Below are 12,714 nucleotides of genomic sequence, written 5' to 3' on the forward strand. Positions count from 1 at the left end.
ATACTCAAAAACACCATATGAAAAAGCCCAACCTATTCAATAGGTTGGGCTATATATGTGGCGGAGAGACAGGGATTCGAACCCTGGGTGGCATTGCTGCCACAATTGATTTCGAGTCAATCCCGTTCGGCCACTCCGGCATCTCTCCGTGGGGAGAGAGTTTTACCCAAGCTGGGCCGAGGATGCAATAAAAATTTCTTAGATATCAAATGGCTGAATCAGATATCTGGGAGCAGGCTCACAATGCGGCGCGTGCTGTTCGCGTTGCGAGGCCACTCTTGTATGGCCCTGTATCCACCCGCTCGCACACCCGGCCTTTATCCATATCGTGATATTCACCCATTGCCATGAGGCGTCTCTTTTTCCTGCTTGGCGCTCAAATTTATGGGTGATGCCGATTTTCGCAGGTTTCCTATGTATACCCACATCATTGCGAGTGCGCGGCAAGCTGGTAATCATGGGCTGATTGAGGAACAATCGCGCCATTCTGGCGGCTGTGTTGATGATGTTCCGCCCCGATTGAACTGATGGATCTTCTTATGCGATTGCCGAAACTCAAGCCCCTACCCTTAACGCCCGCCCTTTCCATGCTGCTGGCAGCGATCCTGCTCTGCGCGGCGCCGGCAGAGGCCAAACGCTACCCGCTGCCACCAGCCGGGAGTCGCCTCATCGGTGAGCTGGAGGATTACATCATCCAGCAGAATGAGCATCTGGAGCTGGTTGGCAAAAATACACAAATTGGATTTTTGGCGCTGCTTGAGGCAAATCCGGGTGTAGATCCCTATTTACCCAAGCCGGGTACCCGCTTAACGCTGCCCACCCAGATGCTGCTGCCTGATGTGCCTCGCGAAGGGATCGTCATCAATCTGCCCGAACTGCGCCTCTACTACTTCCCCAAAGGGAAGAACGAGGTCATCGTGCTGCCCATCGGGATTGGTGATATCGGCCGCGAGACTCCGGAGATGACCACCACCGTCATCGAGAAGAATCCCAACCCGACCTGGGTACCCGGTCCCATGGTGCGCAAATCCTGGCTGGAGCAAAAAGGGATCACCCTGCCCGCCGTGGTGCCCCCCGGCCCGGAGAATCCCCTTGGCAAGTTCGCCATGCGCCTTGGCTATGGCAAGCGCGACTACCTGATCCACGGCACCAACAAGGATTTTGGCGTTGGCCTGCGGGTAAGTGCAGGCTGCATCCGGCTGCGACCTGACGATATCGAGGCCCTGTTCAAGATTGTGCCGATCGGCACGCCGGTACGGGTCATCAATCAACCAGTCAAGGTAGCCATCGAACCGGATGGTCGCCGCTGGCTGGAGGTACACTCCCCGCTCTCCCGCACCGAAGAGGAGCTTGAAAATGGCGCCCCGCTGATGCTATCACCGGCCGTAGAGAGCTTTATCAGCGCACCTGATGTGATGCAGGATGAGGTGACGGCGGCGCTGGAGAGCAAAAATGGCCTGCCCCGCCCCATCAGCAGCCAACTTGTCAGTGGCTAAGTCACCAGCGCCCGAGTCGCACCGGAGTCACCTTACCTCATGAAATTCCTGCCCCTCCTACTCCTGTTGGCCTCTCACTCCTTGTGGGCCAAGGACATTCTCTGGATGAACAATGGCGATCGTCTGACCGGTACCATCGAAGAGATTGGCGATGAGTCGGTACGCATCTCTTTGCCCTATACCGGTGCCGTTACCGTCAAGCGGGATGCCATCAAGCGCTGGCGACTAGAGCATCAGGATAAACCCAAGGCGACCGCCAAAGGTGGATTCACCCTGTTCAAGGATGAGCAGGATGAACGCAAGGCCTGGCTCTGGACCGGTAGTGGCGATCTCAACATCAAGCTCAAACACAAGGACAAGCACACCAACAACGTCAACTTCAAGGGCAAGACCGAGTTGGCAAATCTGGACTGGCGCTACAGCTTCTCCGGAGAGTACTCCTACGAAACGTCTGACAGCGTCACCGATAACCACGACTACAAACTGAACCCGACCATTGACTACTTTTTCGATCAGCAGTGGTTTGTGCGCAGCTCGCTCAATGCCGAATATGACATGCTGGAAAGCAACTACCTCAGCCTCGACTATGGTACCGGGCCGGGTTACCGCTTCTGGAACGAGAAGCGCCGTCGGCTGGAGTTCGTGGCGCAAGGGGGTCTGCGCAAGGCCTACTTCAGAGAAGAGAGCGGGATTGGGTTGCTCTTCAAAGGCAACCGGATCATCGACTACCCCTTTGCCAGCATGAACTGGGATTATCGCCAACCCATCCCGATATGGCGGGAAAAACTGGAGCTGTTCAGTCAGGGGCGCTATCTGCTCTATCTGGATCAACCCTCACCCTATATCACTCTGAATCGAGATGTGACCGGCAGCGTGGGCCTGCGCTACTACTTCAACGACCACCTGCGCCTCTCCTGGTCGAGCGAGATGGAGTGGGAAGATGGCGAAGTGCATTTCGTCGGTCTCGAGCAAAAGTACAAAGAGACCGAATTCAGGCACCTGCTCAATCTGGGCGCCAGTTTCTGAGTCAACTGCAAACAGAAAGAGGAGCCAAGTTGGCTCCTCTTTCTGTTTTGGTCATCACCTGCCATGGCACTTCTCCGATGATGGAGCAGGCAACAGATGAGAAACCGGCCGTACGCTCAGATCAGTCCCCAAGCGGCAATCTGGTAGATCCATACCATCGCCAACAGGGTACCGACCAACCCCATGATGACGCCGATGCGCACCATCTGGTGACTCTCCACCAGACCGGTGGCGTGGGCAAGCGCATTGGGCGGGGTACTGATGGGCAGAGACATCCCGAGCGAGACCGAGATGGTAACCGCCAGGATCAGGGTATGACTGCCGCCCCACTCGGCCAGCTCCGGCATGCTGACCGCCAGTGCCGCCACCAGTGGCAGCAGCAGATTGGCGGTTGCGGTATTGGACATAAAATTGGCCATCACCACTGCCAGCAGACAGGCGCCGACCAGCACCGCCAGCGTGGAGTATTCGTGGAACGGAATATGGGTGATGAGCCGCTCGGCCAACCCGGAGTCCTCCAGCGCCAGCCCCAGCGCGATACCGCCCGAGACCAGCCAGAGCACGTCGAGGGAGATCTTGTGCAGATCGTCCTTGGTGATGATGCCGGTGGTCAGGAACACCGCCACCGGGATCATGGCGACCACGTAGGAGCTCATGCCGTGCAGATCCCCCAGCAGCCAGAGCACTATGGTGGTGATAAAGGTGAGGTAGACCACCCAGGCGCGAGGGGTCTGCATAAAGCGCCCCTCAATCTTGAGATCCATCCGCTTGAGGGGGCTCGGGAAGAAGCGCCCCAGCAGGAACCAGCCAAGCAGCAACAGCAATACCACAAAGGGCACCGCAAATCCCATCCACTGGCCGAACGAGATGGCATGCTCGCCGGTCAGGTATTTGAGGGCCACTGCGTTGGGCGGAGTGCCGATGGGAGTGCCGATCCCGCCGAGGTTGGCCGCCAGCGGAATGGCCAGCACAAAGCCGATTTTGGCCGGGTCCTTGTCGGGAAACGCCGCCAGCACCGGGGTAAGGATGGCCAGCATCATGGCGGTGGTGGCGGTATTGCTCATAAACATGGAGAAGGTGGCAGTGATCAGCATCAGCCCCAGCATGACGATCCGGGGATCCTGACCAAACGGGCGCAGCAACACCCGCGCCAGATTGACGTCCAGATGGTACTTGGTCGCCGCAATGGCGAGGAAAAAACCACCGAGAAACAGCATGATAACCGGCGAGGCAAAGGTCGCCATCACCTCGGTGGACTTGAGCAGCTCACCAAAGCCCGGTTCAGCCTTGTCGGCAGTCATGAACCAGAGCCCCTTGTCGGAGAGCAGCAGCAGCTCCAGCACGATGATCAGCACCGAGGTAGCAAAGATAGGGATGGGCTCCAGGATCCAGCAGAGGGCGGCCAGCACGAAAATGGCCACGACCCGCTGCTCGATGACGGTGATCCCCTCCAGCGGGATCCAGTGGGTCGGGATCTGCAGGATGGTGAGGCTCAGCAGCAGTGGCAGAATAATCTTGTTATTGATGGGCACTATTGTCTCCAGGATCGGGAGTAAGAAGCCAATAGTGGCATAACATGCTATCGCCTCACGCGGCCAACTCGCCAAAATGAGAGCTGGCTAACTGCACGGCGCACCGTTTTGTGAGTCATATCAAGCTGGGGTCGGCGCGCTATGGCTGACGCCTCAACCCTTGCAACAAACAGGCAAAAAAACGGGCCCGCTGTTCGTTGCACACGACAGCGGGCCCGTTTCACCATTCATGCCGATGAGGGGGCTCAGAAGTAGATGCGGGTCACCGACTCGATGACGCAACCCGGGCGGCGGATCCCTTCGATCTCAACCTTGATCTCTTTGAGCAACTCCAGCCCGCCCTTGATGGGGGTGACCCGGGCCAGCTTGGTGCGGGCACGGATGTTGCTACCAACCTTGATGGGGTACGGGAAACGTACCTGATCCAGCCCGAAGTTCACCACCATGCGGGCGGTCGGGAACTCGGGGGTGGCCTCATCGACCGAGCCGGTCATCTGTGGCAGCAGCGCCAGGGTCAGGAAGCCGTGGGCGATGGTGGTCTTGAAAGGCGACTCGGCGGCCGCACGCTCCGGATCGGTGTGGATCCACTGATGATCCCCGGTCACGGCAGCAAACTGATCGATCATCTGCTGGCTGACGTGCAGCCACTCGCCGACATGGGTCTCTTCACCAATGCGGGCCTGCAGGGCGGCATAGAGCTCGGCCGCCTCGGCCCCCAGCTCAACAGCGGGTTCCTGAGCCACGGCAGGCTGACCGTTGGCTACTTGTGCCACGATTGCTGCATCCTGTTGCTGCTCGCTCTGGGACTCGGCTTGCAAGTCCAGCACACGCCCCAGCAAAGGATGAAGATGTGCCTTTTGCTGAAACTCACGCCAGTAGTCGCGGATCGCCGGAGAGAGCCAATCCTTGAGCTCAAAGGGGTGCTGCGCCAGAATTTCGCGCTTGCGCTTCAGAAAATCGACAACTTTCATCTACCGATCCCTATTTGATTCAATGCCTGTAAAGAGGTCTAACCAGTCCTATTTTATTAAAGTTTCAGCTGTAAGTGCAAAAAAATCTCGGCGTACACCTGTACCAAGGCGGAAGTAACTACTTACACCATGTAAACCAGCACGATCTGCCAATGAGGAAATCGATTGCCAAATATGCCGCCAGCAGGGACAACTCGCGGGATTCATCATGAAAAAAGGCCCTCATCGGGCCTTGTTGTGGGGAGTCAGCGCGCGCTCGACCAGCCGCTACGCAATCCCTCCTCATCCAGAAAGGACCAGGTGAGGATCCGGCTCACCTTGTTGCCCTGCGCCATGTCGATCACCCGTACCTGACGCGCACCCACCCGGCTCAACGCCCTTTTCGCCCCCGGCAGGTTCTCTTTTTTCGACACCAGCGAGCTGAACCAGAGGCACTGAGTGGCAAACTCCTTGCTCTGGGCAATCATATTGGCCAGAAACGCCGCCTCGCCCCCTTCGCACCAGAGCTCGGCCTTCTGGCCGCCGAAGTTGAGCACAGGGGCACCTGTCACCTCCTTGCCCAGATTGCGCAGCTTGCGCTCCGTCCCCTTGCTCGCCTCTTCCAGCGACGCATGGAACGGCGGATTGCACAGCGTCAGAGCGAAGCGCTCCTTTGGCCCTATGATGCCGCGAAACACATGGTTGGGGTTACCCTGCAGACGACACTCAATCTGGTTGCCGAGTCCGTTGCTCCTGGCCAGCAGGGTGGCCGCCTTGACCGAGACCGGATCGATATCCGATCCCACAAAACGCCAGCCATATTCGCGGGCACCCAGCAGCGGATAGATGCAGTTTGCCCCCACCCCGATATCCAGCACCCTCACCCCCTTGCCGGTAGGGAGCTGGCCTGCGCTCTCGGCCAACAGGTCGGCCGCCCAGTGCAGGTAGTCCACCCGTCCCGGGATAGGCGGGCAGAGGTAACCGGCAGGCAAGTCCCAGTGGGCAATCCCGTAGTGATGGGCCAGCAGGGCGCGATTGAGGGTCTTCACTGCATCGGGATTGGCAAAATCGATGGTGCGGGTGCCGTAGTCATTGATAAAGACATGAGCGGCCAATTCGGGAGTTCGCAGGCAAAGCGCCTCAAAGTCGTAACCCGCCTGATGGCGATTACGGGAGTGAAGTCCGGATTTGCGGTCGCCCGACTTGGGGCCACCGGCTGATGGGATGCGGGGTTTCATGCTGAGCCTGCCGAAGAAAACGGGCCCACACTATAGTGATTTGACTCGGGAAAGTCTAAACGAGGGCAATAAAAAACCGGGCTATCGAGCCCGGTTCAAGTGAGGTTGGAAAAACAGTCCGTACAGCGAGCCGTTTGTCCAGCCTGACTCAGATATCGATCCGGCGAGCTTGCCAGAACTTGTTGCGCCAATATTGGCTATCCAACTTGGAGCGCGTCACACCGGCTCGAGTCGAGGCGTGGATGAATTCGCCATTGCCGACATAGATGCCAACGTGGTTGAGACGACGATTGATTTTGAAGAAGACCAGGTCACCCTCGACCAGATCCTGCTTGGAAACGCGCGTCCCTTCATGGACTTGGGAGCGGGTATCGCGGGGTAATTCGATACCGACGGCATTGCGGAACACTTCACGGGCAAAGGCGGAACAGTCGATACCCCGCTGGCTGCTGCCACCCATCCGGTACGGAACACCACGCCACTCTTTATATACAGTCAGGATTTCATTCACATCAGGTGTCTGGGAAGCTTCCGGTTCGATGACAGGTTCAACCATGGAAACTTCGATCTTGCTCGCGACCTCGGGTTGGGGTGCCGAGGCACAACCCACCATTCCGAGCGCGACCAGCAGTAGCATCAGGTGGCGCAATCCTTTATCCCCGCTAAATAGTAAATCTTGTTAAAATACGGCCCCAAAGGGCAATTTATAAGGCAACAGCACCCGACTATATCCAAGAATTCTATCGAGGCAAGTGAAAATCCCTATCAAGCTCACATTTTTGCAAGGAAATGCACGATTTTTCATAATTAATGTGATCATGCCCAAACAATATACAATCGCAAAAAGAGCCTTGGGCCTCATAGATAACTGGCTTTTATCCCTGCTTCAGCACCTTTTTAAAGTGAAAAATCATGATCGAAACCGATCTTTTTTTGTTAAAACCGGCCAGGGTATGCCAGGAACTGCTTGCTCAATTGCCTGAATGGCTGTCAACCGATGAGCAGCATATCTGGCAAGCCATGACCCATCCTGAACGGCGTCAGGAATATCTGGTGAGCCGCTCCCTGCTGCGCCAGCTATTGGCCGAGCGGCTGCAACAACCCGCCGCCAATCTGCAATTTTGCAACGGCCCCCACGGCAAGCCCCGACTGCATGATGATGCTTGGCAGTTCAATCTGAGCCACAGTGGCAGCTGGCTGGTGCTGGCGCTCTGCCCACAGGGACCGCTTGGGGTGGATATCGAACTGGGCAAACGGCGGCATCATCCCCTCCCCCTGGCCCGCCGGTTTTATGCACAGAGTGAATATGAGTGGCTCTGCGCACAGCCTGCTCAAGAGCAGGAGAGCGCCTTCTACCGGCTCTGGTCGCGCAAGGAGGCGGTACTGAAAGCCCACGGTGGCGGCATAGCGGCGGGGCTGGAGAAGGTACGATTTATCCCGGAGGAAGGATGGCGACTCGACAACCTGCTCGATGACACCCCTTATCAGGTACAGGACTGGCCCTTTGCCAGCGGCTGGCTCAGTCTCGCGGCAACGGCAGCCCCCGTGACCTTTTACCGGCTGGATGAGCGCTTGAATTGCCACTCGCTTAACCCCATGTTACTTAACACCCTTTCTGAAGAGTCCAACTCATGATCGTCGACATTACTCCCCAGAATTTTCACGCTGAACTTATCGATGCGTCCATGAAGAAGCCGGTCATCATCTATTTCCATGCTCCGCAGATGCCGGAGTGCCAGGGGATGACACCGCTGATCGAATCACTGGTTGGGCCCGCCAATGAGCAGGTCACCCTGGCCAAGGTGGATATGAACGATCCCCAGTTGCAACCGCTGGCCAGCCAGCTCGGCCTGCGCGCCCTGCCCGCATTGGTGCTGTTCCATCAGGGTCGCCCTGACGAACAGGGGATCATCGAAGGACCGCAGGATGAAGCCACCCTGCGCCAGTATTTCTCCGCCTTCGCCCCCAAAGAAGAGGAAGAGTTGCTGGCCAAGGGACAACAAGCACTGGCTGACGAGCAGCCCAGCATCGCCTATGCCCATCTGACCAAGGCACACCAGCTGGCTCCTGAACGTCACGACATCAGCCTGTGGCTCATTCAAGCTGCGCTCGACCTCAACCTGCTGGATGAAGCGCAGGAGCGCCTCGGCACCATCCCGATGGCGGCGCAGGATGGCCACTTCCATACCCTGAGCTCACGACTGGCGCTGGCCCTGCAAGCGGCAGACAGCCCGGAGCTGCGCGCGCTGGAAGCCCGCCATGCAGAACAGCCTGATGATTTTGCCCTGGCTCAGGAGCTGGCGGTGCAATACAACCAGGCTGGTCGTCAGGAAGAGGCATTGGGACTGCTGCTGGAGATCCTCAAGCGGGATTTGGCATTCGGCGATGCCAGAAAGACCTATCTCGATATTCTGGCGACCATGGGCAGCACACCGGCGGCGCAGAGCTACCGTCGCAAACTCTATAGTCTGCTCTACTGATCGGAATCGAACTGGCTGGTAATGATGGGGGAGTGCCGGGAGACCGGCATGACCTCATGGGTCAAGTACAAAGAAGGGGCTGTGGGGATTCGGTGAATTTCAGGCAAAAAAAAATGGCGCAAAACTGCGCCATTTTTTTCGCATGGATTACTTCTTGTAGGAAGTAGCCATGTTGTCGATGCGCTGGTTAGCACGCATAGCTTCTTGCTTGGCTTCGGCAACATCAGCAGCGATTTTGGACTGATCAGCACGAACTGCGCTAACATCTTGAGCCAGTTGGTCAACTTTGTTAGACAGATTCTGAACGGAAGTTTCCAGTTCGCTGGTGTTTGCACAACCGCCCAGCAGAGCGGACAGACCAACAACACCTACCAACAACAATTTTTTCATTTTTAAAGCTCCCTTGAACTCGCCAGACGTTTAGCAAGCGGCGTGATTATGGCACAAAAAAATCCTACTTTGCATAGTCCCCACCACAGATAAATGCATTAAAACCCTCATTTTTTTTTGAATGAACAGTTTTTGTCCAGATTCGTCTAAAAAATGAGTGCCGTGTGGTGGGGGCACGGACAAAGGTTAACCAAATTTTTGCCTTATTACAATTTCGTATGAGGCTCAGGCTGTACGTTCTGACAACAATTGACGATATTGCACCAGATCCTCGATGGTCAGCACCGGCATCTGGTGCTTGCGACCGAACGCAACCAGGTCTGGCAGACGCGCCATCGAGCCATCTTCTTTGGTCAATTCACACAACACACCAAACGGTTTGAGACCAGCCAGCTGCATCAGATCGACCGTCGCTTCGGTATGACCCCGGCGGGTAAGCACCCCACCGGTTCGCGCCCGCAGCGGGAAAACATGACCCGGGCGATGCAGATCGCCCGGTTTGGCGCCGTCAGCGATGGCTGCGCGGATGGTGGTGATGCGATCAGCCGCCGAGACACCGGTCGTGACCCCCTGCGCCGCTTCGATGGTCACGGTAAAGGCGGTCTGGTAGTGGCTGGAGTTGGCCTCCACCATCATCGGCAGTTCGAGCTGGCGAACCCGCTCGTCGGGCAGGCAGAGGCAGACGATGCCGGAGCACTCGCGGATCATCAGCGCCATCTGTTCATTGGTCATGGATTCGGCGGCGAAAATGAGGTCGCCCTCGTTCTCCCGATCTTCATCGTCGGCCACCAGCACGCCGCCTCCGGCACGCAAGGCAGACAGCGCCGCTTCGACACGGACAACGGGATCACCGAATTCACTGAGTAGAGACTGATTCATGGTAAAACTCCTAAACAAGACAAGGACCAGAATCAGGGCATGGAAAGGCAGACAGAGACGGGCATGCAGCGGCCAGCCCACAAGGGCGAACACGGCAAGGTCTGTCTTATCCTCTTTCATCCGGACTATGACCGTCGGCTCCGGCATCTCACCGGATCTGCTGACCCCGACCCGGCAATCAGCCAAGTCGAGCGCTCGCGGGCTCCCCGAGTCAATCGGGATACCGCCGGTGGGGAATTGCACCCCGCCCTGAGAATAAGCGCAGACAGCCTAAAGAAAAACGGTTGCAGATACCAGCCAAAATACCCCGCAGGCTGAAAAGCGTTTCAACATTGCGCCCGGGATCCCGCTCTGCGGCCCGCTCGCCAGCGCGAAAGACCATGACTGGCGAATTTCTTTATGGCGCGGATCGGTTTATGGCATAGTTCCCGAAACCAAAAAACAGGGCCCGAAAAGAGAGCCTGAACAACGCTGCCGGCGCAGACAGCAGCGCCAACACCACAAACGGAAAATGACAGAGATGGAAAAGAAAATACTGCTCACGGATTGCCCGGATGCCAAAGGGCTCATCGCCAAGATCACCAACATCTGCTATAAGCACCAGCTCAACATCATCAAGAACGATGAGTTTGTGGATCACGAGAATGGTCGCTTCTTTATGCGTACCGAGCTGGAGGGCCGCTTCAACGACGAGACCCTGCTGGCCGACCTCGATGATGCCCTGCCCACCGGCGCCCAGCGCCGTCTGGTCAAGGCGGGCAAGAAGCGCATCGTCATCCTTGTGACCAAAGAGACTCACTGCCTCGGCGATATTCTGATGAAGAACTACGCGGGCGCGCTGGATATGGATATCGTCGCGGTGATCGGCAACTACGACACCTTGGCCGAGCTCACCGGCAAGTTCGATATCCCGTTCCACACCGTCAGTCACGAGGATCTGAGCCGGACCGAACATGAAGAGCAGGTACGCGCCATCATCGACAGCTATGAGCCTGACTATGTGATCCTGGCCAAGTACATGCGGGTGCTGACCCCGAGCTTCGTCGAGGCCTATCCGCGCAAGATCCTCAACATCCACCACTCCTTCCTGCCCGCCTTCATCGGTGCCCGCCCCTACCGACAGGCGTTTGATCGCGGCGTCAAGTTGATCGGTGCCACCGCCCACTTCGTGACCGACGACCTGGATGAAGGCCCCATTGTCGAACAGGACGTGATCCACGTCGGTCACGCCTTCAGTGCGGACGACATGGCCAAGGCGGGTCGGGATGTGGAGAAATCGGTGCTGAGCCGCGCGCTGGAGCTGGTACTGAACGAGCGGGTGTTCGTCTACGGCAACAAGACGGTGGTCTTCAAGTAATCCGCCCACATGGCTCGTATGCAAACGCCAGAAACAACAACGGCTCCTGCGGGAGCCGTTGTTGTTTCTGCGCCGAGTGTCAGAGCGGCAGATCGTTTACCGTCACCGCGCCCTTCTCCAACTTCAGCTCGGAGGTCAGCGCTTGCTTGTCGGCCTTCAGATAACCCATCAGGGTCAGCTGCTCGAGCATGGGGGCCAGTTGCGGCACAGCCTTGCCCAGCTTGTCGCTGAGGTTGGCATGCAGCACGCCGGAGAGGGCCTGCATTCCCGCGTCGCTGTTGAACAGCTGCTCCAGCGAGGTGGAGGCCAGCTTCACGTCCCCCTTCATGGTCACCGCCTCACCATTGAGCTTGGCGCTGAGATCGGCCAGTTCAAGGGTCGCGCCACGTTTGAGCATCTTGTCCAGCGCCTGCTGGATAGCGGCATCTTCAACTCCCTTGCCACCGGCGGCCTGCAGCCCCTGATACCCTTCCAGATCCAGACCGTTGAGGTTGAGCGCCAACTTGCTGTCGGTCACCGCCAGGGTGTCGGTCTCGTTCTCCAGCTCCAGCTTGGCAATTTTCATCTGATAGCTGCTGGAGAGGGTCTGGGCATCATCACCAGTCAGCTGAGTCTCGGTAGTCATCCCCTGCAGGGCGACCTTGACGCTGTCAGGCAGTTGTACCGTGAGGGCCGAGAGGGTCATCTCGCTCTGGGGCGAGAGGAGCACACCGCTGATCTCGGCAATGTCGGCACTCCCTTTCAGGTCGGCCAGCACCAAGTCCATCTTGCTCTGCTCTTCATGGACCGTCATCCCCTGCCAGGTCATGGTGAGGTGACCATTCCCCTCCAGATTGCCGTGGAACTCACCGCTCAGGGGCAGGAAGCTGAACTCGTCCAGCCCCTGTTTGATCTTGAATTCATTGGCCCAGAAACGGCTGCTGTTACCCTGGGTCCAGAGACTGGTGACCGACTCCAGACCGAGTTCCCACTGCTCCATGCCCAGTGCGGTGAAAACCGGCGCCAGAGTGCCATTATGGGTATCGAGCAGGAAGTGGCTCTTGATGTAGAGCGGCAGGATCTGGCTCTTGACCACCAGCTGCAACTCGATGGGCTGACTTCCCTCCAGCTCGCTGTCGATGGCAGCCAGCTCCTCCGGCGTCACCACGACCTTCAGGATCCCGTCACGGGTGAAGAGGTTGCTGCTACCCGGCAGCCACTGCATGTCGAGCCCGCTCTCTTTCTCCACCTTGGCGATCTGCTCCGCCATGATGTTGTCGAAGCTGTTGCCCGTGTACCAGCACGCAGCCAGACCACCACCTACCAGTGCCGCACCCACGGCGAGGGCCACTATCTTTTTCATATATCCATGTGTCTCCAGGGAGTT

At 57.6% G+C, this 12,714-nt stretch carries 12 protein-coding genes, 1 tRNA gene and 1 riboswitch; of the genes, 5 read left to right on the forward strand and 8 right to left on the reverse strand.

The features are described from left to right. Positions 1-58 precede the first annotated feature (58 nt). A tRNA-Ser gene (locus OKC43_RS02985) sits at positions 59-148 on the reverse strand. Positions 149-587: 439 nt separating this feature from the next. On the opposite strand from OKC43_RS02985, the gene OKC43_RS02990 reads away from it, so the two are divergent. Continuing rightward, positions 588-1,496 (forward strand): L,D-transpeptidase family protein, encoded by a 909-nt coding sequence (locus OKC43_RS02990; RefSeq protein WP_234920628.1) that lies wholly within the window; start codon positions 588-590, stop codon positions 1,494-1,496. Positions 1,497-1,535: 39 nt separating this feature from the next. After that, positions 1,536-2,522 (forward strand): DUF481 domain-containing protein, encoded by a 987-nt coding sequence (locus OKC43_RS02995; protein ID WP_201957793.1) that lies wholly within the window; start codon positions 1,536-1,538, stop codon positions 2,520-2,522. Between the two features lie 116 nt (positions 2,523-2,638). On the opposite strand, the gene OKC43_RS03000 is transcribed toward OKC43_RS02995, so the two are convergent. The 4 genes from OKC43_RS03000 to OKC43_RS03015 all read right to left on the reverse strand — a co-directional run bounded on the left by OKC43_RS03000 (position 2,639) and on the right by OKC43_RS03015 (position 6,879). Next, the gene (locus OKC43_RS03000; RefSeq protein WP_270803846.1) at positions 2,639-4,054 is read right to left on the reverse strand and encodes an SLC13 family permease; all 1,416 of its coding nucleotides are present in this window, start codon (positions 4,052-4,054) and stop codon (positions 2,639-2,641) included. Positions 4,055-4,299: 245 nt separating this feature from the next. Then, positions 4,300-5,025, reverse strand: coding sequence for a MaoC family dehydratase (locus tag OKC43_RS03005; RefSeq protein ID WP_270803847.1), 726 nt, complete (start codon positions 5,023-5,025; stop codon positions 4,300-4,302). Between the two features lie 245 nt (positions 5,026-5,270). Beyond that, on the reverse strand, positions 5,271-6,242 hold the full coding sequence (gene rlmF, locus OKC43_RS03010) for a 23S rRNA (adenine(1618)-N(6))-methyltransferase RlmF (protein WP_270803848.1): 972 nt from the start codon (positions 6,240-6,242) through the stop codon (positions 5,271-5,273). A 148-nt stretch (positions 6,243-6,390) separates the two neighbouring features. Continuing rightward, positions 6,391-6,879, reverse strand: a complete 489-nt coding sequence (locus OKC43_RS03015; protein ID WP_005334331.1) for a C40 family peptidase — start codon at positions 6,877-6,879, stop codon at positions 6,391-6,393. A gap of 275 nt (positions 6,880-7,154) precedes the next feature. Here OKC43_RS03015 and OKC43_RS03020 point away from each other — a divergent pair, with 275 nt between their 5' ends. Continuing rightward, positions 7,155-7,877: a 4'-phosphopantetheinyl transferase family protein gene (locus OKC43_RS03020; protein WP_058055846.1), complete on the forward strand. Its 723-nt coding sequence runs from the start codon at positions 7,155-7,157 to the stop codon at positions 7,875-7,877. After that, positions 7,874-8,722, forward strand: a complete 849-nt coding sequence (locus OKC43_RS03025; RefSeq protein ID WP_270803849.1) for a tetratricopeptide repeat protein — start codon at positions 7,874-7,876, stop codon at positions 8,720-8,722. The genes OKC43_RS03020 and OKC43_RS03025 overlap by 4 nt, the downstream gene beginning before the upstream one ends. Positions 8,723-8,869: 147 nt before the next feature. Here the strand turns inward: OKC43_RS03025 and OKC43_RS03030 are convergent, their stop codons facing one another. Both OKC43_RS03030 and ribB read right to left on the reverse strand, forming a co-directional pair. Beyond that, positions 8,870-9,112, reverse strand: a complete 243-nt coding sequence (locus OKC43_RS03030) for an Lpp/OprI family alanine-zipper lipoprotein (RefSeq protein ID WP_005334342.1) — start codon at positions 9,110-9,112, stop codon at positions 8,870-8,872. A gap of 225 nt (positions 9,113-9,337) precedes the next feature. Then, entirely contained in the window at positions 9,338-9,991 is a 654-nt protein-coding gene (gene ribB / locus OKC43_RS03035; protein WP_270803850.1) for a 3,4-dihydroxy-2-butanone-4-phosphate synthase, read from the reverse strand. A gap of 104 nt (positions 9,992-10,095) precedes the next feature. After that, a riboswitch (FMN riboswitch) is annotated at positions 10,096-10,252 on the reverse strand. 259 nt (positions 10,253-10,511) lie between these two features. Between ribB and purU the strand changes: the two genes are divergently transcribed. Then, entirely contained in the window at positions 10,512-11,348 is an 837-nt protein-coding gene (purU, locus tag OKC43_RS03040) for a formyltetrahydrofolate deformylase (RefSeq protein WP_005361738.1), read from the forward strand. Between the two features lie 79 nt (positions 11,349-11,427). On the opposite strand, the gene OKC43_RS03045 is transcribed toward purU, so the two are convergent. Further along, complete coding sequence (locus OKC43_RS03045; RefSeq protein WP_270803851.1) at positions 11,428-12,690, reverse strand: DUF945 family protein; 1,263 nt, start codon at positions 12,688-12,690, stop codon at positions 11,428-11,430. Positions 12,691-12,714: the final 24 nt, after the last annotated feature.

Origin of the sequence: Aeromonas sp. Y289-2 (assembly GCF_027705925.1) — a bacterium.
Classification (GTDB): domain Bacteria; phylum Pseudomonadota; class Gammaproteobacteria; order Enterobacterales; family Aeromonadaceae; genus Aeromonas; species Aeromonas veronii.